The sequence below is a fragment of the Nakamurella flava genome, assembly GCF_005298075.1.
GTDB classification, from domain to species: Bacteria; Actinomycetota; Actinomycetes; order Mycobacteriales; family Nakamurellaceae; genus Nakamurella; species Nakamurella flava.
Window position 1 is genome coordinate 77,095 of sequence record NZ_SZZH01000002.1, and the last position, 25,578, is coordinate 102,672.

21 protein-coding genes are annotated in these 25,578 nt (G+C 67.7%); 11 read left to right on the forward strand and 10 right to left on the reverse strand.

Going from position 1 to position 25,578, the window contains the following annotated elements:
- The first annotated feature begins 1 nt into the window (after nt 1).
- The 5 genes from FDO65_RS11435 (at nt 2) to FDO65_RS11455 (ending at nt 3,774) form a co-directional block, all read left to right on the forward strand.
- The gene (locus tag FDO65_RS11435) at nt 2-421 is read left to right on the forward strand and encodes a hypothetical protein (protein ID WP_137449854.1); all 420 of its coding nucleotides are present in this window, start codon (nt 2-4) and stop codon (nt 419-421) included.
- Between the two features lie 147 nt (nt 422-568).
- Nucleotides 569-1,096: an RNA polymerase sigma factor gene (locus FDO65_RS11440; RefSeq protein WP_205849984.1), complete on the forward strand. Its 528-nt coding sequence runs from the start codon at nt 569-571 to the stop codon at nt 1,094-1,096.
- Nucleotides 1,097-1,335: 239 nt separating this feature from the next.
- Entirely contained in the window at nt 1,336-2,319 is a 984-nt protein-coding gene (locus tag FDO65_RS11445; protein WP_137449855.1) for a hypothetical protein, read from the forward strand.
- A 286-nt stretch (nt 2,320-2,605) separates the two neighbouring features.
- Nucleotides 2,606-3,238 carry a hypothetical protein gene (locus FDO65_RS11450; RefSeq protein ID WP_137449856.1) on the forward strand — a complete coding sequence of 211 codons (633 nt, stop codon included), beginning with the start codon at nt 2,606-2,608 and terminating at the stop codon, nt 3,236-3,238.
- 134 nt (nt 3,239-3,372) lie between these two features.
- On the forward strand, nt 3,373-3,774 hold the full coding sequence (locus FDO65_RS11455; protein ID WP_137449857.1) for a hypothetical protein: 402 nt from the start codon (nt 3,373-3,375) through the stop codon (nt 3,772-3,774).
- A gap of 1,568 nt (nt 3,775-5,342) precedes the next feature.
- Here the strand turns inward: FDO65_RS11455 and FDO65_RS11465 are convergent.
- The 4 genes from FDO65_RS11465 to FDO65_RS11485 form a co-directional block, all read right to left on the reverse strand.
- Nucleotides 5,343-5,999: a chymotrypsin family serine protease gene (locus FDO65_RS11465; RefSeq protein ID WP_137449859.1), complete on the reverse strand. Its 657-nt coding sequence runs from the start codon at nt 5,997-5,999 to the stop codon at nt 5,343-5,345.
- A 1,168-nt stretch (nt 6,000-7,167) separates the two neighbouring features.
- A complete protein-coding gene (locus FDO65_RS11475) occupies nt 7,168-8,433 on the reverse strand; it encodes a Mu transposase C-terminal domain-containing protein (RefSeq protein ID WP_137449860.1) in 1,266 nt (421 codons plus the stop codon).
- Nucleotides 8,434-8,584: 151 nt separating this feature from the next.
- Entirely contained in the window at nt 8,585-10,036 is a 1,452-nt protein-coding gene (locus FDO65_RS11480) for a WD40 repeat domain-containing protein (RefSeq protein WP_137449861.1), read from the reverse strand.
- Nucleotides 10,037-10,038: 2 nt separating this feature from the next.
- Nucleotides 10,039-12,195 (reverse strand): nSTAND1 domain-containing NTPase, encoded by a 2,157-nt coding sequence (locus FDO65_RS11485; RefSeq protein ID WP_137449862.1) that lies wholly within the window; start codon nt 12,193-12,195, stop codon nt 10,039-10,041.
- Nucleotides 12,196-12,412: 217 nt separating this feature from the next.
- Here FDO65_RS11485 and FDO65_RS11490 point away from each other — a divergent pair, with 217 nt between their 5' ends.
- Nucleotides 12,413-12,625: a hypothetical protein gene (locus FDO65_RS11490; RefSeq protein WP_137449863.1), complete on the forward strand. Its 213-nt coding sequence runs from the start codon at nt 12,413-12,415 to the stop codon at nt 12,623-12,625.
- Between the two features lie 378 nt (nt 12,626-13,003).
- On the opposite strand, the gene FDO65_RS11495 is transcribed toward FDO65_RS11490, so the two are convergent.
- Nucleotides 13,004-14,551, reverse strand: coding sequence for an APC family permease (locus FDO65_RS11495; RefSeq protein ID WP_137449864.1), 1,548 nt, complete (start codon nt 14,549-14,551; stop codon nt 13,004-13,006).
- Between the two features lie 123 nt (nt 14,552-14,674).
- Here FDO65_RS11495 and FDO65_RS11500 point away from each other — a divergent pair, with 123 nt between their 5' ends.
- Both FDO65_RS11500 and FDO65_RS11505 read left to right on the forward strand, forming a co-directional pair.
- Complete coding sequence (locus tag FDO65_RS11500) at nt 14,675-16,129, forward strand: gamma-aminobutyraldehyde dehydrogenase (protein ID WP_137449865.1); 1,455 nt, start codon at nt 14,675-14,677, stop codon at nt 16,127-16,129.
- 30 nt (nt 16,130-16,159) lie between these two features.
- A complete protein-coding gene (locus FDO65_RS11505) occupies nt 16,160-17,674 on the forward strand; it encodes a fused MFS/spermidine synthase (RefSeq protein ID WP_137449866.1) in 1,515 nt (504 codons plus the stop codon).
- Nucleotides 17,675-17,689: 15 nt separating this feature from the next.
- On the opposite strand, the gene FDO65_RS11510 is transcribed toward FDO65_RS11505, so the two are convergent.
- The 4 genes from FDO65_RS11510 to FDO65_RS11525 all read right to left on the reverse strand — a co-directional run bounded on the left by FDO65_RS11510 (nt 17,690) and on the right by FDO65_RS11525 (nt 21,350).
- Complete coding sequence (locus FDO65_RS11510; RefSeq protein WP_205849985.1) at nt 17,690-18,634, reverse strand: serine/threonine dehydratase; 945 nt, start codon at nt 18,632-18,634, stop codon at nt 17,690-17,692.
- A 31-nt stretch (nt 18,635-18,665) separates the two neighbouring features.
- Complete coding sequence (locus FDO65_RS11515; RefSeq protein ID WP_137449868.1) at nt 18,666-19,391, reverse strand: VOC family protein; 726 nt, start codon at nt 19,389-19,391, stop codon at nt 18,666-18,668.
- 514 nt (nt 19,392-19,905) lie between these two features.
- On the reverse strand, nt 19,906-20,538 hold the full coding sequence (locus FDO65_RS11520) for a hypothetical protein (RefSeq protein ID WP_137449869.1): 633 nt from the start codon (nt 20,536-20,538) through the stop codon (nt 19,906-19,908).
- 35 nt (nt 20,539-20,573) lie between these two features.
- On the reverse strand, nt 20,574-21,350 hold the full coding sequence (locus FDO65_RS11525) for a MerR family transcriptional regulator (RefSeq protein ID WP_338101048.1): 777 nt from the start codon (nt 21,348-21,350) through the stop codon (nt 20,574-20,576).
- 692 nt (nt 21,351-22,042) lie between these two features.
- Between FDO65_RS11525 and FDO65_RS11530 the strand changes: the two genes are divergently transcribed.
- A complete protein-coding gene (locus FDO65_RS11530; protein ID WP_205849986.1) occupies nt 22,043-22,549 on the forward strand; it encodes a DUF5994 family protein in 507 nt (168 codons plus the stop codon).
- Nucleotides 22,546-23,619: a fatty acid desaturase family protein gene (locus FDO65_RS11535; RefSeq protein WP_137449871.1), complete on the forward strand. Its 1,074-nt coding sequence runs from the start codon at nt 22,546-22,548 to the stop codon at nt 23,617-23,619. Before FDO65_RS11530 ends, FDO65_RS11535 begins: the two co-directional genes overlap by 4 nt.
- A gap of 32 nt (nt 23,620-23,651) precedes the next feature.
- Here the strand turns inward: FDO65_RS11535 and FDO65_RS11540 are convergent, their stop codons facing one another.
- Nucleotides 23,652-24,353, reverse strand: a complete 702-nt coding sequence (locus tag FDO65_RS11540; RefSeq protein WP_137449872.1) for a GAF and ANTAR domain-containing protein — start codon at nt 24,351-24,353, stop codon at nt 23,652-23,654.
- Between the two features lie 173 nt (nt 24,354-24,526).
- Between FDO65_RS11540 and FDO65_RS11545 the strand changes: the two genes are divergently transcribed.
- Complete coding sequence (locus FDO65_RS11545) at nt 24,527-25,570, forward strand: zinc-dependent alcohol dehydrogenase family protein (RefSeq protein ID WP_137449920.1); 1,044 nt, start codon at nt 24,527-24,529, stop codon at nt 25,568-25,570.
- Nucleotides 25,571-25,578: the final 8 nt, after the last annotated feature.

Genomic DNA, 25,578 nt, shown 5'->3' on the forward strand with positions numbered 1-25,578 from the left:
CATGGACGTTCTCGCGGACGGCATCTCTGTCGACGGCGACCGCTGGGTCCTCGAAATCGATGGCCGCGCCGACCAGGTGACGACCGCGCTGCGCGTCACGACTGTCGGCGGTCAACGGCTGTGGGGCCTCGGCAGTCGGGGTCCGGGACGACCATCGTCGGGACACCTGCAGCTGACCTGGGGCGCTAACGACATCGGGCCGTCTCAACTGATCATCCGAGCCAGCCCGACGGTCTCGGCCATCGTGGTCGTCCTGTCCGACGGCACCCGGGAGGATCTGATCCTGCACGGGGACGCCTCCCGCCTGGGCGGTCGGGTGGCTGCACTCGTGTATCCCCGCAGGCTCGATGTGCACCGCATCGATGCGTTCAGCGCGGACGGTTCGGTCCTGAACGACACGTCACCGGCAGGGTCGAGTTAGTCGTCACGGGCCGTCGTGCCCTCTGAGATCCGGGTGCTGCTGTGGCGCCGCCCCCCTCCGCAGCGAGAGGGTGGGGTGTCACGTTCAGCGCGGTCCGGACATGTCACGAGTGTGGATGTCGTGGATGGTCGTCAACGCTTCCGGGCGTTGTACGAGGAGCACTGGCAGGCGTTGTTCGGTTTCGCCTGCCGCCGGGCCGAGACGGTAGAAGACGCCGCCGATGTGACGTCCGAGGTGTTCCTGGTGGCGTGGCGTCGGATCGCTGAGGTCCCCCTAGGGCAACAGGCCCGATTGTGGCTGTTCGGGGTGGCCCGGTTGACGATGAGCAACCACCTTCGCGGAGAGCGTCGTCGTGAACGGTTGGGGGATGCGCTGCTGTCGGCCGTCCGTGAGAACCACGGCGATGCGGACCGTTGGTTCGATCGCGACGAGTCCGCCGAACGGATCCGCACAGCCCTGGGGAAGCTCAGCGAAGCCGATCGCGAAGTGATCTGCCTGGTGGCCTGGGAGGACCTCACTCCCGGGCAGGCCGCACACGTCCTCGGGATCAACGCGACCGCGGCCCGCACCCGCCTCTCCCGGGCCCGCCGGCGCCTGAAGGCTCTGTTGGATCAGCAATCCCCGGTCGAGCTGAGTCGGTTGGCCATCGGTTCGCCATGGAGGGGGCAATCGTGATCACCATCCGACAGGCGGGGACGCCACGTGACCACGAGCTGCCCACCCTCCGGCCGGCACAGATCGACGCCTTGGTGGAGCAGGTGATCGCGGCGTCTTCAAGCGGCTCGACCGCACCGCAGTCAGCGCCAGACAGCCGAGAACGGGTGGACCCGCCCCGGACGCGCACGAGGACGTGGGAGAGGCGGGCCAGCCTCGGTGCGGTCGCTGCGGCGGTCACGGTCATCACCGTGGGGTCGGTGGTCGGACGTCCCGCGCCGTCGGTCGGAGGTGGCGGGACGACGGCGGTCGTGCAGGCCCCGGCTCCCGGTTTCAGCTGTCCCCAGCCGGGCGGACCGGTCACCACCGAACGGGCCGTGTACCTGCCGACCGCGGTTTTCGGCGAGGGTGCCAGGTTGGGCGTCGTCGGGTCGACCGTGTGTTTCGACCAGTCCCCGCGCGGTGGCGCCACCTTCAGCCAGAATGCGTCGGGGCCCGTCCACTATTTCCTGACCACTGATGCACTGCAGGATCAGATCGTCTTCGGCCTGGTCGACAGCTCCGTGACCCGAGTCGAATTCGTACCGACAGACGTTTCCGCGCCGACTCGGGACTCCGCCGAGCTGATCGAATTCGGGGCGGACCGGGTGTTCACCATCCCGCACGCCGACGAGGGGGTCGTACGGTTCTACCGCGACTCGAGCGTTGTCGCCGAGAGGACGGTCACACCCTCACCCGAGCCCTGGGACATCCCTCAGCCGGCTCCGACCGGTCAAACCTGCGACCCCACCGCAGTCGGCGCCCTGCTGAACACTTCGGACATCGAATTGGCCGACAGCAATGGCGGGCCGCTCTTCGCGGCCGTCTACTTCGAGCCGCTGAACCCCGATCAGCCGATCGACGAAGGTGCCCGAACACTCTGTCTGCTGGTGCGGTCCACCGCCCCGGCGATCTCCGCCAGCGCCGCCCCACTCGGAGCCGACCAACCGATCACCTACCTGGCCACGACACCGGGAAACGGCGGAACCTACGTGTGGGGACGAATGACCGGCGACGCCGCCACCATTTCCCTGACCGACACGGCCGGTGTCGTCACCACCCTGCCTGCCGCGCAGTTGGACGCGGGCAGATCGGACCAGACCACCTTCGTCACCTTCATCCCCGACACCGCTGCACCGGTCGCCTCCGTCCAGGCCGTGGACAAGGACGGTCGCGCGCTCGGCCGGCCGATTCCCCCACTCTGACGTCGTCCGCAATAGATCCGGGTTCGGCGGTCCGGATCCCGTGTCGGCTTCTCATGGCGTCAGCGCGACCTGCGACGGTATGGTTCGCGATTCAAGCCTAGCCAGGGTTGGCTCGTCGACCGAGCTGACCGAATGCGCCCCAGCAGCTCGACGGTCACAGGTGAGCCGAATGTGGAATCGAACGCGAGTCGTGACGCGAATGACCTGCGGTCTCGGGTGCTTCGCCGCAGGAACGCTTCTGATCGCTGGGTGTGGGACAGCCGCACCCACAGCCCAGGCTCCGGGCGTGGATGTGTCCCCGACGAACTCGACGGCCCGATCGACAGAATCGACCGACGGGCCGACTCGGATGGCAGACCTCCCCCGCGAGACGGTCGTTGATGGAGTGACGGCGATCCGCGCTGATCTGGTGCCGCCAGTACCGGTCGAGCTGAAGCCGGAGTCCCCTCGGTTCGACACGTTCTGGTTGATCGCGGCAAATGTCGCGGGATATCCCAGTTTCCAACCGCAGTCGTTCGAGGATCTGTCGCAGCGTTCGGACGTCAGATTCATCGGGAAGATCGTTTCGCTGTCTCCCGAGACAGAGGAAAAGCCCTTCGGCTCGGTGGGTCTCATCGTCCGACCGGAAGAGGGGCCGGTCGACGGTTCCACGGAACTGCGGGTCGTCTTCAGCTATCCACAGACGGTCACCAGCGAGAACGCGGAGATCCAGGTACCCGGTCTGCCCACCGAGCGTGTCCTCTGGCTACTCAAGCGCGACCCTGCCACCGGGGAGTATTACTGCACACAGCACCAATTCTGCGCATTTGTGGACACCGACCAGGGGGTGCGGTCGGCCACCGCCCCGAACTCACCCCTGCAATTCGTGTGGGGCGGATTCGACCCCTCGATCTCACTGGACGAACTTGCTCGGCCCTGATGATCGGTCCGGCCCTAGGGCGTCCGGGGGCAGCCGGCTCGTTCGCTGTTCGACTGAGAAGTCTGGTCAGGACCACTTCGCTTGTCGGAGCTCCTCTCCGCACATCCTCGCCGGCCGCTACCCTGCTGTGCTCGATGGAGAGCCTGCTGACCGCAGGCGCGCTGTTCCTGGCCTCCCGGGTCGCCGGTCGCCGTGAGCTGACCCAGATGCGACGCCGGCAACGAGCCCTGGGACAAGCTGACACCCCGCCGCCGCTCAGTCCCCTCACAGTCGCCACCCTCTACGCGATCGCTGCGTTCTTCATCTTCGCGGTCGTCCTGATCGCTGCAGTGGTCGCGTTCCCGCCGCGCAGCGACGCGGACGCCCATGAGTCGCCGTTCATGTGGTGCTGCATGACGACGGTGGTCCTACTCGGAGCCGGCGGGTACCTGCTCTACCGGCGGGCGCAAGCGCGCTGGGCCCGCTGGGAACGAGGAGTCAGCCAGCCCCCGCCGACGCTTATCGATTGCCCCCTTTCCTTCCTCATCGCCGGGTAGCAGCGGGAAGAATGATCTAGCCCGTTTCAGAGAGGTTCCAAGGTGCCCAGACCGTCCAGGAAGAGCCTAGGTCGGGCAACCCTGCACCAGATGTACATCGTCAAGTCGCTGCCCGTGGCCGCCCTCGCCGATCACTTCGCCGTCGCCCAGATCACCGCAAGTCAGTAGCTCGTCGACCGGCATCCAGATCCGTTCGGTCAGCAGCGGCGGGTACAAGCGGCAACTGACCCCACCCGCCCGTGAGGTCCTCGCCCAGCTGGGCCTCGAAATGACCGCGCCGGCCATCGCTCGCCGTTTAGCGGTCTCCCCCATCACCGTTCGCCGGTGGTTCGCCGAAGCAGGCCTGCCCCCACCGGTCGCCACGCTCAAGAACCGGCAACACGGTTCCGCAGTCCCTATCGATCGACCGACGGCCATGCAGCTGCGCCAACTGTATGAGGATGACCGTCTGTCCATCGCAGCCGTCGCTCGAGAGCTGAACGCCACCGTCCAAGCGAGCGGTATCGCACGACCGGGTACCAGCGTTCGATCTCGTCCGGGGTGTACCCGGCGTAAACCCACACCACGTAGAAGTCGTTCGGGTAGCCGATGGCGTCGCGATGCTGCCGTTCATCGGGGGTCAAAGCCCTCAAATCCTCGCGGGTCAGGCTCTCGTACGGGGCGGCGTCGGGCCGTTCGTACCACCGTCCGGCCTATAATCTGGTCGACCCATTAACTCGGTTAAGACCTGTTGAACAGGATATTAAGCGCCTGGCGAGCATGGTGGCCACCGAATGATCGATTGCTAGCCGGAGGTCTCCACCGTTGTGGACAAACTGGGTGCCCCTAACGTCATATCTCCCACTAGAAGCTTGCTTCCGCCGTTACAAGGCAGGTCTTTAGGGCCGGAAATTTTACTAGTGGTCGCCGGATCGTCGCTCAAGTTTCCTCCGACTAGGCTCACCAGCGGCGACGGAGCGCCGTCGGACGGTATCCGAAGCCGAATTTCTTTAACATCGAGCTCGTCGTTTTCGATTGATGCATTAAGTGCCTCGTCGAATACTAAAACTCCGCGGCCCTCACTATTGCCAGACCCGTGGAATTCGAGGCACTGGCCCACACGCACGAGTGAGCCGTAGGACAGAGCCGCAGGGACGATGCCGTTGGCAGGAAACTCCAGAAGCTCGATCTCCGACTGCTGCGGGGAGCGCGCGCATGAGGCAGCAACTGCCGCAACCGCTACCGCGAGTACAGTCGCGGTAGCGGTTGCAGCAGGTTTCGAGTTACGCACGTCCCACACCGCCAGTCCTGATGCTTTGTTTTACCAGCAATGATTCGAGGTGGTTAGACACGACCTAGCTCGTGTAGGTGGCCCATCGCGGAGAACCGCTAGCGGTATAGATGACCATGTTGCCGTCATCTTGGACAAGCAACTCGCTTGCGCCTACCGGACTTAGACCGTCCCAGCTCGCTGCCCATGTTGGAGTATTATTAGGCGAATAGACCACCAAATTCCCGTCAGACTGCATCGCTACCCGGCTACCCGAAACTCCCTGGAATCCCGAATAGAAGCTGGTGGCCCAGATAGCTCAGTTGTTTTTGTAAAGAACTAGATTGCCGTCGGGTTGCATGGTGAGCTTGTACTGTGAGTTGAAGGCGATCCGGTAGTTCAAAAGATCCGGATTAATCGTTTCGCCCGACGTCAAGTCGTTCGCAATTAGGATCCGTTTACCGTTATCGAATAGGTAACCGGCGCGGTTGTAAATCATGTCGCCATTACTGTTGACCACCCCGGAGATCAGACCGAATGCGATACGTCCGACGTACACCGGTCCGCCACTGTCCCCCCCTGCGGTTACCGCATACGCATCGCTGTGCACCTTGATAAAAGTGTTGGTCGCGTTAGGTACATAGGAAGGTGCTTCGATCGTGCTGATCACTCGACCGCAGCGCGCGCCTAAGGTTCGCCCGTACTTGCAAACGAGGTCATTATATGCGGGCACCCCGGGGGAGTACCCTAATACGGGTTGATACTGTGAACCGTCGTAGAACCTGGCCCGGATGTCCATCCCGGACCCCCGCCACAACTGCCAGTCGTAGTTGGTGAAGTAAAATTCGCCTTTATATTGCAGCGTAACGCCTTGATACGTACCACTGTTGTCGCAGTGTCCGGCGCTCATCATTGTCACTTCGCCGTCGGAATCTCTCGTCGCCCAGCTGGTTGTGCAAGCGTATTGGGTACCCACCTAGAGATCGCCACCCCGAAACCTTCGAGCGGCCGGTTGCGGTAGCTGCTGTAGTGGAACCGAGTTCATCTCTAGGCTGACAGCCGGATTTCCTATAGAAGATTCCAGTTTCCCTTTAAGACTGGTAGGTAGATCTCCCGCGTAGTTGACAGTAACGACCGCGGTTCGGTCGTCTGCAGTGGTCTCAAAGATCACCTTCGCCGCCCGCAAGATGCCGGCAAGTCGATCCGCGACAGCCACGAGGTCGTCGTGTCGTATCTTAGAAGTTGTTTGGACTACCGGATACCCCTCAATATCTTGGGGCATTTTAAGATTACCATCCACAGATGCAACGATGCAAGGTAAACGGGTCGTGCTTCAATTCGACGTAGTCGATCGCCGGACTTGACCGGGCGAATGTTGCATAAAATGCCTCTCGGGCATGCAGTCTCTTTAGGGCCTCGCCATATTCAATATCAAACTCTTTGGCGTATGCTTCTGCTTGCGGATCGTTTCCTGTTTGAGAGATCGGGTTGTTCGGTAACGGATCGCCGGGACTCGACGTGTTGGTCCCGAAGCTGGGATCGGCGCCTGACCCGTCTACAGAGCTGGTCGCAGTCGTCGGCTCCGGTGCGGCTGAAACTGCCGGCGCTGGAGGCAGCAAGCTTCCGAAAAGCACAAGAACAGCCGGAACACCTAGTTTAGAAACCTTCATCGCGTGCTCCTCGCCAAGCGCCGTTGGAGGACTATGGCATATCGGTGCTCTGTCCGCATGAGATGAGCCAAATCGTTATAGAACCGGACGTGTTGGTCGTCAATAGAAGCAGCGATCGTGACGTGTCACAGTGGCTAGTAGTCGTCGGCAACGAACGCTCGACCGGGGGCGTCGAGCTGCGAGACCGTCAACGCGGGCTCGCTTATCGGTTTGCCCTGATTGCTAGGCCGGGATGGGCCAGGGCAGGGTCGGTAGCAGTTCGGTGGTGATGGTGCCCAAGAACCGCTCGACCTTGCCGCGGCCGCGGGGGCGACCGGGAGACGAGTGGATGATCTCGACTTCGAAATCGGCGCAGACCTGGGCGATGTGGCTGCTGGTGAAGTCGGAGCCGTGATCGGAGTAGAGCGCGCGGCGGGCGGGGTAGATGGGCCCATTGCACCTGCTCAGCCATGCCGTTCGCCCTCCGCTGTCCGATCAATCCTCTTGGTAGAGCTTCAAGCGCAGTCCGTCAGCCGCGTCCGGCGCGACCGGGGCCGCCGCCGTATTCCCTCGCGCCGGTTGGGGGTTGTTGAGCAGTTCGGCCAGGCTTCGGCGTGCGGTGAGGTGCTGACGAGGCTCGCGGCGCCGCTCGTTGCGGGCGGCCTGCAGGTCGTGCATCGAGATGGCCGCGGCGGCGATTTCGGGGGCAACGGCCCGGCAAAGGAACTTGTCACGGTGGTAGACCCGGATCTCGGCGAGGTCCCGGGGGTCGTACCGGACGGTGACTGCTTCTCCGACGTAGGGCGCCAGTGTGGTGGCGAAGTACCGCAGACCGTGCAGGTGGATCCCGTCGCGTTGCACCTTCCGCGGGGTTCGCACGGTGAGCAGCAGTAGGTCGAGCGCCTCTAGTGACTCGGGCATGCGCGGGAGCCAGCCTCCGGTGGTCCACCGCTGCGCCGGACTCTGCTGGGTTTCGGGATGCTCGCGTTGCAGATAGGTGCCGACGATCCACTCTCCGACCGCTTCGTCGAGCTGCGTGACCGTCAACGAAGGTGGAGTCACCGGCCGGCCGTGGTTGCCCGGCGGGATGTGCCCCGCAAGCGTGGGGAGCAGCTCGGTAGTGATGGTCCCGAAGAACCGTTCCCCTTTGCCGCGGCCGCGTGGTCGACCTGGAGTGGAATGGACCAGTTGCATCCGCAGGTCCGCGCAGACGTGTGCGATGTGGGTGCTGGTGAAGTCGGCGCCGTGGTCGGAGTACAGCGTCGCCGGGATCGCGCAGACCGGCCACCGGGGATCAGCTTTTCGCCAGATCGCCTGTCGCAACGCCAATGCGGTCTGTATAGCAGTCGGGCTGCCCAGGAACAGGGCGTAGCCGGCGACAGCCCGTGAATGTTCGTCCAGAACGACCGTCAACCACGGCCGGACGGCCCGACCCGACCCGTCCCGTATCTGGACGTCGAGCTCGGTGTGGTCGGCCTGCCACACGTCATTGGGCTGTAGGGCCTCCCGCCGCAGCACCAGTTCGAACTGGTCGCGATAGACGTACGGGTCGTGATGGGCCAACGCGACCAGGCCGCGGTCCAGCCGCCTGATGACCCGCCGCACCGAGTTGTACGACGGCGCCGGCAGACCGCGCTCGACCGCCACCCCCGCCACGATCCGATGGACCTGAGCGATCTGCGGCGGCGGTCGCCGCAGCGCCAAACCCTCGATCAGCTCGACCAGCTCAGCAGGGATCCGCCGCTCACCCCGATCCGACACTCTGGCTGATCCGGAGGCGCCTTGGACGGCCCCCACTGGTTCCTAGCTCTCCTTCCGAGACATTCACCCCTCTGACCAACAGGTCACATTAGGCTCAGTTGAGAGCGGTGAAACGGCGACAACGCAAGCCGGGGCTGTAAATCCGGGTCGGTTAGGGGAAACGCCAGGCGACAAGCGCTGGCCCGACCGCCGCGTACACCAGTGATCCGCTGATGACGGCAGCAGAGACCCGCGAGATTGATGGAATGCAGTGCGTTTCGGTCCAGTGCTGGTTCCAGGTTCGAAGGGTGTAGTCCGCACCCGCGGTGACGATGGCGTTCTGGCCGCCACGCGATCTAATCGCGATCGCGTTGATTCGGCGGTGGTGGCCGGTGAGGGTGCCGACGGGTCGGCCGTCGATGTCCCAGATCCGTGCGGTGGCGTCTTCGCTGCCGGTGACGATGACGTCCTGGCCACCGACCGGTCCGATCGCGACCGCAGTGATCCGGCCGCGGTGGCCGGTGAAGGGGGTGTCCGCGGGGTGGCCGTCGATGTCCCAGATCCGTGCGCTGCCGTCGGCGCTGCCGGTGACGATGACGTCCTGGCCGCCCAGCGATCCAATCGCGAGCGCACTGATCCGGCGGTAGTGGCCGGTGAGCGGGGCGCGCAGGGGCCGGCCGTCGAGGCTCCAGATCCGTGCGGTGCCGTCTTCGCTGCCGGTGACGATGACGTCCTGGCCGCCCAGCGATCCAGTCGCTACCGCACTGATCTGGCGGTCATGTCCGGTGAGGATGCCGACGAGTTGGCCGTCGATGTTCCAGATCCGTGCGGTGCCGTCGGCGCTGCCGGTGACGATGACGTCCTGGCCGCCCAGCGATCCAATGGTGACCGCAGTAATCCGGCGGTGGAGGTCGGTGAGGATGCCGACGAGCTGGCCGTCGATTTTCCAGATCCGTACGGTGCCGTCGGCGTCGCCGGTGACGATGACGTCCTGGCCGCCCAACGGCCCAGTCGCGAGCGCACTGATCCGGCCGTGGTGGCCGGTGACAGGGGTGTCCGCGGGGTGGCCGTCGATGTTCCAGATCCGTGCGGTGCCGTCGGCGCTGCCGGTGATGATGACGTCCTGGCCGCTCAACGATCCAACGGCGGCGGTCAAGATCGGCCCGTCGTGGCCGGTGAGCGGGGCGCGCACTGGTTGGCCGTCGATGTTCCAGATCCGTGCGGTGCCGTCGGCGTCGCCGGTGACGATGACGTCCTGGCCGCCCAGCGATCCAATGGTGACCGCAGTAATCCGGCGGTGGAGGTCGGTGAGGATGCCGACGAGCTGGCCGTCGATTTTCCAGATCCGTGCGGTGCCGTCGGCGTCGCCGGTGATGATGACGTCCTGGCCGCCAATCGCGATAGCGTTGATTCGGCGGTGGTGATCGGTGAGGATGCCGACGAGCTGGCCGTCGATGTCCCAGATCCGTGCGGTGCCGTCTTCGCTACCGGTGACGATGACGTCCTGGCCGCCGATCGAGCCAATCGCGATAGCGTTGATTCGGCGGTGGTGGCCGGTGAGGATGCCGACGAGCTGGCCGTCGATATCCCAGATCCGTGCTGTGCCATCCCAGCCGCCGGTCACAATCACATCTTGGCCACCGAACGACCCAATCTCGACCGTGTAGATATTGTCATTCGGTCGGTAACGCCGCCGACGAGTTGGCCGTCGATATCCCAGACTCGTACGCTGCCATCCCAGCCGCCGGCGACAATGACGTCCCGGCCGCCGATCTGCCCGGTAGCGACTCCGCTAGCAACGGTTGCGTGCCCGAAAGCGACACCTCTAGCACTGATCGCATCACCGATGAGGATTTGGTGGGCGGCCCCCGATAGGGCCTGCGCCCATAGCAGTGTCGGTCCGCCTAGTACCCCAACCTCGTTGGTGAACAGACGTTGCCAGGCCGTAAAACCAAGGTGGGCTGCTGCCTGGGCGAGCAACAACGTCCGCTGAAGCCGATCCAGCCCGCCGGTCCGGTGAACGCAGCTACGTAGAATCGCCGCCACTTCTCGGAGTTCGCCGACGGGCTGGGAAGGTAGGGCCGGTACGACACGGGTGAGGTCGGCGACGGCGAGATACCCGGGCTGTTGCAGCAGGGTGAGCAGTTCATTGGCGGCGGCTGCGTGGTCGGCCATGTAACGCTGAAGGTAGGTGTTGGCTTTTGCCCAGCCGTCAGGACCAATGGGGGTGAGTCGCCGGAAGATGCGGAGCGCGTCGTCGGGTTCGGCGTAGTTCGATGGTTCGGCAAGGTTGAGTAGCTGGTCGACCAGGGCTTGGTGATAGAGGCGGGTGCGAACACCCAGGCCGTGCCCGTCGGGCTCGGTTTCCAGGAGGTAGTCCGCAACGGATGAGTGGCGCAACTGCTGAACGTCCTCGCGGGTGGCGGCCAGGCCGAGGGCGTCGGCGAAGAGCAGCCAGGTGTCGTCGTCCAGGCCTGGGCCTCGAGCGAAGGCCAGTGCGGTGAGCATGCGGCCGGTCCGGAACCGTTGTCGCTCGTCGCTGATGGTGTCGAAGTACTTGCTGAACGCCTCCGCCACGCTGGAGGGGATGCGATTGTCGTCGAAATCTGGGTCGGCCGGGTCCCATACCTCGCGCATGAGCGACAGGGAGTGGGCGGCGAACGCGGCAACTAGGAAGTTGCGGTCCGCGCGGCGGGCGACGACCGCCGCCAGGCGATCGGCCAGGATGCGGTCGGCGCGGTACCGCATCCAGGCGCCCTCCGCCCATCCCGGGTATTCGTTGGCGGCGGCTTGGGTGAGATGTCTGGTCGCCACCCGCTGCAGGTCCGCAGGGTCGAAGTAGGTGTCGCTGTCCAGGTCGACCAGGTTGGCGTCGTCGTTGTTCCGGATTCCGATGTGACGCAGCAGCTGGTCGCCGCGGCCGCGGCGGGTGGCGACGACAACCCGGGACGCGGGCTGGGCGGCGACCGTGGTTAGTAACTGGCTGATCCGGGTGATCTCCGAGCGGCTGATCGCTTCGTCGAGCGCATCGACCACTACCAGCATCGGCGGCGTCCCGCCGGCGATCTGTCGTCGCAGGTGCGAGAGCCACCCTTCGGTGTCGGTGATGCTCGGGTCCCCAGCCAGGGTCTGAACGGCGGTAAGCAGCTCGTCGCTGGTGCTCCCGCGGGCGTGGAAGAACAAACCGCCGCCAACGCCGGAGGTCTCCAGGTCCCGGGCCGCGCGGGCCACCACCGAAGACTTGCCCGCGCCGGGTTGACCCGTCACCACTAACGGCGTTCCCGGGGGGCTCGCTGCGGTTAGCCAGCCTCGGACCCGGTCGACTGCCAAGGACCGGCCGGTGAATAAGTCGCCGCTGTGCCCATCACCGGGACGGCGACCAGCTGCCCGCATAGAGACATGGTCGCGGGGCTTGTCCCCGCCCAGAACCCACGGGGCCGGCGTTCCGATGAGTCGAACGAGTTCCTCGGCCCGGTGCCGTTGCTCTTCCGTAGCACCCAGCGCCCGGGCGATCCTTCCAACCGTGTCCGGGGAAGGGGGATCCCCAACTCCCCGCAAAGTTTCCGAGACCCTCGATGGGACCACAAACGCTAGGTCGGCGACTGCGCGCTGCGTCTTGCCCGTCGCTTGGAACAACTTGTCCAGCAGCTCGGTCAACTCCCGGCGGTAGGGGTCAGCGATCGCTGCCGGGAGCGCCCGCTTCCCACCACCGCGGCGACCAGCCCGCTGGCCAGCGGCGATCGCGTCTGCTTCTCGCCCGCGATCGCCGGGGGGCTGCTGCATCCGTCACCTCGCCGAGCACCGCCCGAGACCGTTCGGGAACCTTCGGGACGGTATCGCACTTGGAGCCCGTTTCCGCAGCTCCAGGGGATGCGCAGAACTCCGAAGGAAGGCCGAAGTTCCCGAAGGGTCCCGGCGGGAGATTCGGCCCGATGCTGGTCCTACTGAGCCGGCCGGCTGGTTGACAGAACGCCCCACCGCAAGATCGGAGACACCCGTCATGACCGCCACTAATGACGCGGGGCGCACCCCGGCCCGACCGACCGCTCCCCGCCGCCGCACCGCGATCCTGCTGATCATCCTGCTGCTGGTGGCGATCCCGTTGATCACCATCGCAGTCATCTACCCGGCCTACGGCGCCGGCTGCGCGATCACCGTCGGCACGCTCACCGTCGTCCTGCAGAACGTCCACGACCGGCACCACCGCACCTGAGCCCAACGTCGGTGCCGGGTCGGCGCATCCTCGCCGACCCGGTGCCAGCGGCGGCAGGCACACCGACCCGCCATCGTCCACAGCCACGGTTCCTGACCACTCCGGGTACGAACCGATGCTGTGACCAGCGCTGTTCCCCGCGAATCGGACAAATCAAAGATGAGACCGGGGATCACCGGTCCTGGGGCTACTTAGCGCACATGGGGCATATCTAGCCCTGCATAATCGAACATTATGCGACCTGGCCACCGGCTGATCAGCTGAAACGCGGAACAAGCTGGCCATACAACCCTTATGTGCGTACCGACTTCCCACGGGTCCCGCGAAGGGTCCCCGGCTGGGTCAGCGAAGCAATCGAGTCCGCAGTCAGCCGCGCGCCTACTCCGGCACGATCAACGACGGCGTGTCCTTACGGAGCGTCTCCCCACGGAAGAACGCCGGCTGCCGGGCCCGCAGGACGAGCATGAGGACCGCGCCGAGGACGATCAACCCGACGCCGATGACGAAGACGAGACCCACCCCGCCGACGGAGGAGCCGCTGCCGTAGTCGGGGCTGAGGCTGTCGCGCAGGGTCACGAAGAAGACGAACCACAGTCCGATGCCGCCGAGCAACGGCAGCAGGAACTTGAACGTGAAGGCGTTCAGGCTGGTGAAGGCGTCCTTGCGGAAATACCAGACGCAGCCGATGGCGGTGAACCCGTAGTAGAAGCAGATCATCAGGCCCAGCGCGAGGATCGTGTCGTCCAGGACGTTCTGGGACAGGAACCACATCACCGCATAGAAGACGCCGGCAACGATGCCGGCGACCACGGTGGCGTATCCCGGGGTCAGGTACTTCGGGTGGATCCGGGCGAAGCGCGGCGGCAACGCCCCGTAGGCGGCCATTCCGAGCATGGTCCGGGTGGTCGGCAGGAAGGTCGTCATCAGGCTGGCCGCCGACGACGCGAGCACGGCGAGAAACAGCAGGTTGTTCCAGGGCTCCCCCATCACCGGCCCGGCCAGGGCGCCGAAAACGTTGCTCTGGATGTCCTCGTTGTTCAGGCCCAGTTCGCCGGTGCCGTCGCCGGCGTACATCAACGCGGAGATCGAGACCAGCAGATAGGTCAGCAGGATGGAGATCACGCAGAGGATCGCCGCCCGACCCGGGGTCTTGTCGGCATCCTTGGATTCCTCGTTGACGGTCAGGGCGGTGTCCCACCCCCAGAACGAGAAGATCGATGCCGAGAGTCCGATGACGAAGGCTGACATGGTCAGTCCGGTGAACGGGTTGAACCAGTCCCACGAGAACGAGATGCCGTTCGGGTCGTCCGGCCCGCCGGCCTGGGTGAACGCCGCCACCGCGAACCAGATGAGGACGATCATCTGGAAGGTCACCAGGACGAACTGCACCTTCTCGGTGGTGGTGATGCCGCGATAGGCGACCCAGGTGGCGGCGGCCAGGAACACCAGGCAGGTCAACACGTTGACCGGCCGGTTGGTGTAGAGGTTCGCCAGATCGTCGTTGTGGAACAGGCTGCCGAGCAGTTGGTAGAAGAACTGCACGCCGATGCCGGCCAGGTTGGTCAACACGATGATGGTCGCGAGGATCGCGGCCCACCCGCCGAGCCAGCCGACGTACGGGCCAAAGGCCCGGGTGGTCCAGGTGAACGAGGTGCCGCAGTCCGGGTCGACCCGGTTGAACTCGCGGTAGGCGTAGGCGGCGAAGAACATCGGGATGAACCCGGCGATGAAGATGATCGGGATCTTGACCCCGGCGGCCGCGACGACCAGACCGATCGTGGCGGTCAGCGTGTAGGCCGGGGCGACGCTGGAGATGCCCAGGACTGTCCCGCCGAGCAGGCCGACCGAGCCGCCGGCCAGGCCCTTGTCGATCTGCGGTTGAGCAGAAGTGCCGGACGATTCGGGGTGGGGCGGCGTGATCGACATAAGACTCTCACCATTCAGCGGTGTAACCCGGATGATCGGCACACCCTAGATCGGTAGATCCGGCCGATCCAGACCGGGTGACGTTCCCCTCCCCGAAGGGGCGGACGGGGCTATCGTCTGGCCATGACTGGGCAGACCGAGGCGAAGAAGACCTTCACGAACATCATCGGCGGCCAGCCGGTGCCGGCGGCGGACGGCTCGACGATGGACGTCCTGGACCCGACGACGGGCGCCGTCTACGCGACCGCCCCGCAGTCGGCGGCCGAGGACGTCGACCGGGCCTACGCGGCAGCGTCGAAGGCGTACGAGACCTGGCGATGGGCCACCCCGTCCGAACGTCAGCTGGGCCTGCTGAAGTTCGCCGACCACGTCGAGGCCAACGCCGAGGAGCTGGTCGCCGTCGAGGTGCAGGACACCGGCAAGCCGTCCGGGCTGACGATGTCGGAGGAGATCGGCCCGATGGTCGATCAGCTCCGGTTCTTCGCCGGCGCCGCCCGGGTGCTGGAGGGCCGGTCGTCCGGCGAGTACCTGCGCGGCCACACCTCGTCGATCCGCCGGGAGCCGGTCGGAGTCGTCGGCCAGGTGTCGCCGTGGAACTACCCGATGATGATGGCGGTCTGGAAGCTCGCCCCGGCCCTGGCCGCCGGGTGTTCGGTGGTCATCAAGCCGTCCGACACCACCCCGGCGTCGACGGTGTGGATGGTCAACGCGCTGCAGGAGTTCTACCCGCCGGGCGTGGTCAACGTGGTCTGCGGTGACCGCGACACCGGCGCCGCCCTGACCTCCCATGCGGCCCCGGCCCTGGTGTCGATCACCGGGTCGACCCGGGCCGGCATCGCGGTCGCGACCGCGGCGGCCAAGAACCTGACCCGCTCGCACCTGGAGCTCGGCGGCAAGGCCCCGGTCGTGGTCTTCGACGACGCGTCCATCGAGGCCGCGGTCGAGGGCATCGCCACCGCCGGCTACTTCAACGGCGGGCAGGACTGCACCGCGGCGACCCGCGTCATCGCCCAGGCCGGCATCTACGACGACTTCGTCGCCGCGCTGACCGCCAAGGCCAAGGAGACCCGGACCGGCGCCCCGGACGACGAGGACGTGCTCTACGGGTCGATCAACAACGCGAACCAGCTCAACCACATCGCCGGGCTCGTCGAGCGGGCCGCCCAGTCGGCCGACGTCACCGCCGGTGGAACGCGGATCGACGGTCCCGGCTTCTACTATCCGCCGACCGTCGTCGCCGGCGTGCACCAGGACGACGAGATCGTGCAGACCGAGGTTTTCGGCCCGGTCATCACCGTGCAGAAGTTCGCCGACGAATCTGAAGCCCTCCGGGCGGCCAACGGCACGGAATACGGTCTGGCGTCGTCGGTCTGGACGACGAACATCGACACGGCGGCGCGGATGTCGGCGCAGCTGGACTTCGGGTGCGTGTGGATCAACACCCACATCCCGTTGGTCGCGGAAATGCCGCACGGCGGGTTCAAGAAGTCCGGCTACGGCAAGGACCTGTCGATGTACGGGTTCGAGGACTACACCCGGATCAAGCACGTCATGCATTACCACGGCCTGGGCGCCTGAGCCGGGGCGCCGGCCTGGTAGCAAGGGGGCATGAGACCTGTCACCGCCGGCGCGCTGGTGTTCGGAACGTCCGCCGCGGTGCTGGTGCTGGAGATCCTGGCCGCTCGGCTGCTCGCCCCGTACGTGGGCGTCACGCTGGCCACCTACACCGGGATCATCGGCACCATCCTGGCGGCCATCGCGTTCGGTACGTGGCTGGGTGGTCGACTGGCCGACCGGTACGACCCGGGCGGGCTGCTCGGCCCGATCCTGGTGCTGGGCGGCGGACTGTCGCTGACCATCGTGCCGATCGTGCGGCTGGTCGGCGGGCTGCCGATCGGCACCGGCCCGACCGCCGTGGTCATCCTGGTGACGCTGGCGTTCTTCGCGCCGGCCGCGGTGCTGTCCGCCGTCCCGCCGACGGTGGTGAAGATGCAGCTGGCGGACCTCCGCACGACAGGCTCGACGGTGGGCCGCATCTCGGCCCTGGGCACGGCCGGTGCCATCGTGGGGACGTTCGCCACCGGGTTCGTCCTGGTGGCGACGTGGCCGACGACGCCGATCATCGTCGGAGTCGGCGTAGCCCTCCTGCTCAGCGGGGTGGTCGTCGAGGTGGCCCGGCGCCGGTCCCGGCGGGCCGGCTTCCCGGGCGCACTGGCGGCGGCGGTGGTCGGCGTGGCCGCGGTCGGTGGGGCCGGCGCGATCGGGGTGAACGCGGCGCTGGACCCGTGCGAGCGGGAGTCGGCCTACTTCTGCGCCCGGGTCGTGCCGAACCTGGCCGGTTGTCCGGACGGGCTGACCCTGTACCTGGACACCGTCCGGCACAGCTGCGTGCACCCGGACGACCCGGCCCGGCTGGATTTCGGCTATGCCCAGCTGTTCGCCGAGGTGGCCACGGCCAAGGCGCCCGACGGCGGCCCGCTGGACGTGGTGCACGTGGGCGGCGGCGGGTTCAGCCTGCCCCGGTGGCTGGAGGTGACCCACCCGGGTTCGGTCAGCCGGGTGCTGGAACTGGATCCCGCGCTCGTCGACATCGCCGAGCAGCAGCTCGGTCTCGCACTGTCCGACGACCTGACGGTGACGACGGGGGACGCCCGGCTGGGGCTGCGGAACGAGCCGTCCGCGTCGGCGGACATGGTGTTCGGGGATGCCTTCGGCGGACTCTCGGTGCCCTGGCACCTGACGACGGTCGAGTGGACCGAGCAGGTCGAGCGGGTGATGCGACCGGACGGCGTCTACGTCCTGAACGTCATCGACTATCCGCCGTTCGGGTTCGCCCGCGCCGAGACCGCCACCCTGCAATCGGTTTTCGAACACGTCGCCGTGCTGGCTGTCCCGGGACGGGTGGCCGGCCAGTCGGGCGGCAACCTGGTGTTGATCGGATCGAATGGCCCCATCGACGCCGCCGGTATCCGCGGGGCGAACGCAGCGGCGGTCGCCGCGGGCGGGGTGGCTGCCGAACTGACCGAGGGCGACGCCCTCGACGCGTTCGTGCGTGGGGCGGACCCGTTGACCGACGACTTCGCCCCGGTCGATCAGCTCATCGCGCTGGGCCGCCGGCCCTAGAGCGTTCTCACTCCCTCACGAGCTCGGGCGACCGACCAGATCGGACGGGTCGGTGTTGGCCCCGCACAACACGGTCACGATCCGCTCCCCCGGCTGCGGCCGATAGGCGCCGGAGTCGAGCGCCGCCTGCGCGGTCGCCGCAGCGTGCTCGACCACCAGCCGGTGGTCCTCCCACAGCCGGCGGCGGGCGGCGACGATCGCCGCGTCGTCCACCAGCACGGACGTGACCGATCCGCTGGCGGCGGCGTCCAGGGCGAGTCGGGTCGCCGTGGTCGCACCCAACGCGTCGGCCGCCACCGACTGCACGTCCACCTCCACCGGCTCACCGGCGGCGAGGGCGGCGGCGAAGGCCTGGCTCCCGACCGGCTCCACCGCGACGACCCGGACGCCGTGACCGGCGGCGACCGTGGCCAACCCGGCCAGCAGACCACCGCCCCCGACCGAGACGACCACGGTGTCTACCCCGCCCGGGGTGCGGGCCAGGATCTCCTGCATCAACGTGCCGGCCCCGGCGGCGACCAGCGGATCGTCGTAGGCGTGGGAGGCCAGGGCGCCGGTCGCGCGGATGTACTCCCGCGCGGCGGCAGCCGCCTGGGCGTACCGGTCACCGACCTGGACGACGTGGGCGCCGTAGGTGTGCAGCTTGGCCACCTTGACCGGCGGCGCGGTTGCCGGCAGGAAAACCGCCGCCGGCACCCCGATCTCGGCCGCCGACCACGCGCAGGCCAACCCGGCGTTACCGCCGGAGGCGATGGCCACCCCGGCAGCCGGGAGGCCGCCCGCCTCCTGATGGGCCGCCAGCAGGTTCACCGCGCCGCGGGCCTTGAACGTCCCGGTGTGCTGCAGGAACTCAGCGGCGAACCACCGGTCGGGACGATCGGTCGGCAGGACGGTCAGCGGTCGGGTGCGGCCGGCGATGCGGACTGCCGCAGCGTCGACGTCCTCGATGGTCAGGGGCACCCCAGCATCGTGGCAGACCGGTGTCGGCGGTTCAGTCGACGGCGGTGGACGGGGCGGCGGGGCGTTCCCGGTCCTGCCAGGTGCACAGGCAGACCTCGTTGCCTTCGGCGTCGGCCAGTACCCAGAAGGCGCGGGCGTGCGCATCGGAGAGCAGGGTTCCGCCGGCGGCCACGGCCGCAGCGATCCGCTCGTCCACGTGGTCGTGGGGCACGTCGACGTCGAGATGGATGCGGTTGCGCTGCCCGCGGGGCGCGTCCATCTGCTGGAACCACAGCGCCGGTCCGAGCCCGGTCGGATCGATCAGCCCGCCGTCGACCGGGGAGTCCGTCGGGTCGTCGACGTAGGCCAGGACCGTACGCCAGAACGGCCGTACAGCGGGGATGTCGAGCGCGTCGATGGCGATCTCGGTCAGTTGGGCGGCGCTGTCGCCGGTCGGGCCGGGGACGAATCCGGCGTCGGTCAAGGCCGTGGTGACCGAACGCACCACGGCGAGGTCGGTCTCGGTCAGGCGGCCGGCGCGCCGGTCGACGACCGTCAGCGCCACCCGGTCGTCCCGCAGGTCGATGGTCAGGCGTCCGGTCGTGTCCGTTGCGGCCCCCGCGGCGACCGCGGCCACCCGCACCGCCTCGTCCAGCGAAGTCACCGGGACGATCGCGCGAACCCGGTTGAGCAGGTAGCGCCAGCCCAGCGGGGTGACCGCGGCCGACGCAGCCGGACGGGACACGGGCGCAGCTCCGGGTTGGTCGGCGTTCGTCATGCCGTCCAGGCTGCCGCAGGCGTGCGGTCGACGCTCCCCGAAGGACCGAATCGTGGGTGACCGGGCTCACAACGTGGTCGGGGAAGGTCCGCAGGAGTGGCATGGTTGTAGCCAGCGACGGTCTCCGGTACATGCCCCGGGTACCACCCCTTTTGCCGCTACGTGCGGCCTCGTGCCGAGAGGCGCACTGTCCGGGGATCGTCGCCCTACAGGACCGACGGTCTCCCGGTACATGCCCCGGGTACCACCCCTTCGCCGCCGCGAGCGGCCTCGTGCCGAGAGGCGCACTGTCCGGGGATCGTCACCTGTGAACGTCAGACAGCCGCCCGGTGCCTCCCGCGTCGGGCGGCCTTTCTATTGCGGCCATGCCGCCCCATGCCTCACAGAGACATGGCGGCTGTCGCGTATCCGGTACCACCATGACTTCGCGGCAGCACCATGACGACGCGGCTGTCGCGGACCCCCACGGGTCTTGGGTCCCCTCGTTCCCCCTGAGGCGCACTGCCGCCGCTCCCTACTTCGCCGCCCCGGACATCGAGACCCGTCGGATGGCGTCGGCCATCTCGCGTGGTTCGTCGACCCAGATGCGGATGTCGGTGACCTGCGCCGTGCGCCCGCGGGGCAGCACGACGCACAACGGCTTGGTCAGCGCGAGGTGCAGAGCGGTCCCGCCGTTGTCCACGACGTGCAGGACGTCGTCCTGGCATTGAAGGCTGGCCATCCGGGGACGACTCTGCCGGTCGACGTGGACCGACTCGATGAGGTCGGCGGGCACGCTCACCTCTGTGCTCAACCCGTTCCGGATGACCACGGCCGTGCGGCTGACCAGGTGCGGGCGGACGGGGCCGGATCCGAGGAGGTAGCCGAGGACCCAGATCAGGCTGTACACACCCAACGCCAGCAGAACCAGACGGACGGGTCCGCTGGGCATCAGCAGGTGAACCACCCCGACTTCGAGAACCAGGACGCCCATCCCGATCCATCGGACCGGGGCCAGCGTCCGGTGGTGCGTGAACGGCACCGACCGTTCCGGAACGTCCGGTCGACGCAGGACACCCCTCACGAGTCCCCGCCAGATGCGGCCTTCGAGGCGAACACCGGCCAGGACCGCGGTCAGGACGACTGCCTGCGACGGCAGAATCGTCACGGGCCGCCACCGTCGCCGGCGATCGAGCCGGCCCCTCATACGACGGAGCCGCTGCCGCGGAGGAGGGCGATGAGGGCGTCGATCACCAGTTGTTGACCGGGCGAGAGTTCACCGGTGATCCACGTCAGGTCGGTGGTCGCTCCCGTGGCGAGTTCCGCCTCGGCCTGCTCCACCAGCGGGGCGGGAAGCGCGGCGAGGATCCCGGTGGACAGTTCGGCGATCAGTTCCGGTCCCGGTAGTGGTCCGTCGGCCACAGCATCGAAACGCTCGTAGAGGAAGGCCAGCCGAGCGGCGGCCTGATCGTCGGCCGCCGCATCGGCCAGCATGTCCGACACCTGCGCTGCCGCCGCACCCGGCAACACCGACAGGAACTGGCGGTCCTTGTCCATCGTCGCGGTGCCGGTGCCTGCGCCGCGGACGGCGTCGAAGAATTCGACAAGGCCCGCCGGGTCGAGTGCGTCACCCGTCGCTACCGACGCGTCCACCCGGGACCGCAACTCCACCACGCGTTCTCGCTGTTCCTGAAGTTCCCGCTCGCGACGGTCGAGGTCGTCCATCACTTCGGCGAGAAGTTCGTCCAGTCCGAGACCGCGCTCTCCGGCGAGAACGTCGGCGATGTCTTCCAACGCCAGACCGACGGCCACCAGCCGTCGCGCTCGCACCAACAGAACGGCATCCGACACGCTGTACTCGCGATACCCGTTGGCAGAACGGATGGGCTCGGGAAGTACACCGACGCGGTGATAGTGCCGGACGGTGCGGGGCGACACCCCGACGAGTCGAGCCAGCTCTCCGATACGCATGCGATCCATGCAAAACCATGACGCACGGTCAAGGTCAAGCCGGAGCACCGTCGGGCCGACCGGTCATCACTGCCAACGCCGGAAATGAGCGCCGGAGAAACTGCGCTCCGTCCGTACTGTCGCTTCAATGACGCCGCCTTGCGATCCGATGGAGGTCTCTTCGTTGTTCGACACTCCCGAAGAAGCAGCTCTCGACACCTGGCGTTCCTGCCCGGCGGCCCGCGCCCATGTCATCTCGGTCGCACCGAGCCCCCACGCTGACGGTGCACTGTGGGTCACCGTCCAGACCGACGGACACCCGGGGCATCACGACCAGGACATCAATGTCTGCGAGCAGGCGCCCGACGGTCGATGGTTCGCGACCGCGAGCTTCCCGGTCTGAGAGTCATCGCTCGAGGTGTCCGGGACTGTGCGAGCGGGAAACGCGTCACGCCACCTCACTGTCGACCAGGTCGTCCCCTCACCCCCGAGCAGCAGTTGCAGGCCGAGACTAGTGCGGTCGCGGAGCGAGCTTGGTGGTGAGCAGTCACGGTCTACGGCACTTGCCCAGGTCGCTGGGACGACATCGCCGGACGCTGTCCGGTATGTCGGAGTAAGATCGAGATTGCTGGGGAGTTTCTCGTACGTCGGTCACCGACGTCGCTGGCCAGGCACGAATACTGCCGCCCCCAGCGAACGGGGCGGGGACGGGAACGCCGGCTATGACCGGATTCGTTCGACTGCAGGAAAAACCCTCCGACACCTCCCCTGATGCCGCTCCCCGGCTCACCCTTCACGATCCCGGACGGACCACCGGTCAGGTCGACGGCGCCTGGTGGCCACGCTCGGACGTGTTGGCCGACGAATTGCCCGGTCTGCTGGCCGTACTGACCGAACGGATCGGGCCGGTCGAGAGACTGTCGTACGACCTGGCCGACTGGTCCCCGGCCGAACGGCGTCTACTCGCCGGCGGACGCCGCGTGCGGCTGGACGGTTTCCGGTCACGTACCCCCGCCGCCACCGTGCACGCCGTCGGAACCCGCCGCGATGTCGTCACGCTGGCCGTCATCCCGCCCGGCACCCCCACCGACACCGCCGAGGCAATGCTGCGGATGGCCGCCGACCCGGACGTGACACTCGCTGCGCTGCAACGCGACAGCCTCCGCGAGGGGGCGTCGCTCCGCGCGGAACCGCACTCCCGCGCGGCGACGGCCACGGTGTCGGAATGACCGTCCGAACGGAGGGCGCCTCGCCGCCCGCCCGTACACGCCGACCTCCGACCGAGTACTCGGAGTTGCTGGCCACCGTCCAGGGCCTGGGCCTGCTGCGCCGGCGGCACGTGTACTACGCCATCAAGGGAGTGGTGCTGGCATCCGCACTGGCCGCGGTGATCGTCGGCGCCGTTCTGCTCGGCCACCACTGGGCCCAACTCGCCCTGGCCGCTGGGCTGGCGGTGGTCCTCACCCAGATCATCTTCCTCAGCCACGACGCCGCTCACCGACAGATCTTCACGTCGCCTCGGGCGAACGAGATCGCCGCCCTGGTGATGGGCACGGGGATCGCCGGCGTCAGCCTGGCCTGGTGGAACGCCAAGCACACCCGACATCACGCGGCGCCCAACCAGATCGGTAAGGACACCGATATCGCTCCGTCGATCGTCCACTTCTATCCGGCGGCCCAACTGCCCCGTTCCCGAGTGGGCCGGCTACTGCACGAACGGCAGGGGTGGTGGTTCTTTCCGCTGCTCGTCGTCGAAATGCTCAATCTGCACGTCCAGAGCGCGCAGGCCCTGCTGACTCGACGAGACCTGCATCGCCGTCGAACCGAACTGACCGTGATCGCGGTGCGACTCGTGGGCTACCCGGCCATCCTCGTGTGGCTGATGCCCCTGGGCATGGCCATGGCCTTCCTGGGCGTGCAACTGGCCGTGACCGGCGTGTACCTGGGGATGTCGTTCGCCGCGAGCCACATCGGGATGCCGGTGCTGCCCTCCGGAGCCAAGCTGGACTTCCTGCGGCGCCAGGTGCTGATGTCCCGCAACATCAGTGGTGGCCGGGCGGCCAGCCTGGCCATGGGCGGGTTGAACTATCAGATCGAGCACCACCTCTTTCCGAGCATGCCGCGCCCCAACCTGCGGCGCGTCCGCCCGGTAGTGCAGGAGTACTGCCGACAACACGAGATTTGCTACCAGCAGGTCACGATCCTGCGGGCCTGGCTGGTCGTCGCCGCTCACCTGAACCGCGTCGGCCGTTCCGGCCGGGATCCGTTCCGGTGCCCAGTGGCGGCCGCCCTGCGCTGACGCCCGACCCAGGACAGCCGCGCGACGCAGTCTCACTCCCACAGGTGCGGACCCAGCGTGCCGTCGACGATGTCGGCGGCGACGTCGTCGACGGAACGGTCACCGGCGAACGCGTGCCCACGCAGGATGGCCAGGGCGTCGGGCGCGGTCACGTGAAGCGCAGCGACCAGGATGCCGACAGCGACAGGCACCTGGGCGCGCCGTCCGCCGACGGCAGCGGGCGTGCCGCTTCTCGGGTCGATGACCATCAGGGCGTCGTTGTCGGTGACGGCCTGCCACACCTGGCGGGCCACCTCCGTCGCGGCTCCCACGTCGACCGCGAGAGCCCCCTGCTCCTGACAGAAGTAGACGTCGAGCACCCCGATGCCGTCGATGGGGATGGCGAACACCGAGCGGAACGGTGTGCGCAACAGGAAGGGTTCGGCGAACCCCGGCCAGAATCGCGAGATGATCAGTCGGCTAGCCATTACCGCCTCACCACCGGCGAACGCGTCCAGGCAGGGTCCCTGGCCGGCGGTGAATTGCAGTTGTTCCGCCACCGCAGCTACCTCGTCGCTCGCTCCCCATGGCAGGCGCAGCATCTGGTCGACGGACAGGCCCACCCCTGCACCGTCGGCCTGGAGAACCTCGGCCGCCGCCCAGGCCACGCGGGCGCCCTCGCCGCCCGGTCCGGCCAGTTCCGGTCTGTCCCTGGCGCGTAACAACGCTGCCTGGAACTGGTCCGCCACCGTCACTCGACTGTCCTTCCGCCGGGACGCGGCGGGTCATCCGGCCCCGGCTCGTCAACCGCACAGCGTTCCCGACTCGAGGGGCGTTCACACGGTCACCGGCTGGACGGGGTGCCGAGGCTCGGCGTCAGCGACGAGATGATGGTCCGATGCCACCCGCCGCGACTCCCCCGTCGACCATGCCGGCCGTTGTCTACGACGCCGTCGGGGAGCGCCCCCGGGTCGTTTCCGTCCCCGTGCCCGAGTGCCCGCGAGACGGGGTGCTGGTGCGGGTGGCCGCCACGGGGGTCTGCCGGTCGGACTGGCATGCCTGGCGCGGCCACGACCCGGTCCCGCTCCCGATGATCCCCGGGCACGAATTCGCCGGGACCGTCGCCGCGGTCGGCGACGACGTGACCGGAATCAGCGTCGGCACGCGGGTCACCGCCCCGTTCGTCAACGGCTGCGGGCACTGCGCCTGGTGCGCCTTGGGTGAGGCCCAGGTGTGCCCGGACCAGACCCAGCCCGGGTTCACCCATCTCGGCTCGTTCGCCGAATACGTCGCGGTGCGGGCCGCCGCGACCAACCTGGTGCCCCTGCCGGACGGCGTGGACATGACGACCGCCGCCGCCCTGGGCTGCCGGTTCGCCACCGCCTTCCGGGCGCTCACCGCCCACGCCGAGGTGGGTCCGGGCACCGAGGTCGCGGTGTTCGGCTGCGGCGGCGTCGGGCTGTCCGCGATCATGATCGCCGTCGCGCTGGGCGCGCGGGTCACCGCCGTGGACGTCAGCGCCACCGCGCTGTCCCGGGCTCGCGAGCTGGGGGCCGCCATGACGGTCGACTCGTCCGCCGCCCAGGAGGGTGTCGCGACTGCGGTCGTCGCCGCCACCGACGGCGGGGCGCACATCACGGTCGACGCGCTGGGTTCGGCGGCCACCGCCGAGACCGGGGTGCTGAGCCTGCGGCGCCGAGGCGTGCACGTGCAGATCGGATTGATGTTCGGCGACGCGGCCCGCGCGCCGCTGCCCTGGGACCGGGTCATCGCCTGGGAGCTCCGCGTGGCCGGGTCGCACGGTATGGCCGCCGCCGACTACCCGGCGATGCTGGCCCTCATCGAGCAGGGCCGGCTGCGGCCGGCGGAGTTGGTCGGCGCCACCGTCGATCTTGGCGGCGCGGTCGACGCGCTGGTGGCCATGGACACCCCCGGAGCGGGGGCCGGCGGCATCGTGGTGGCCCGCCCCTGAGTCCCCGG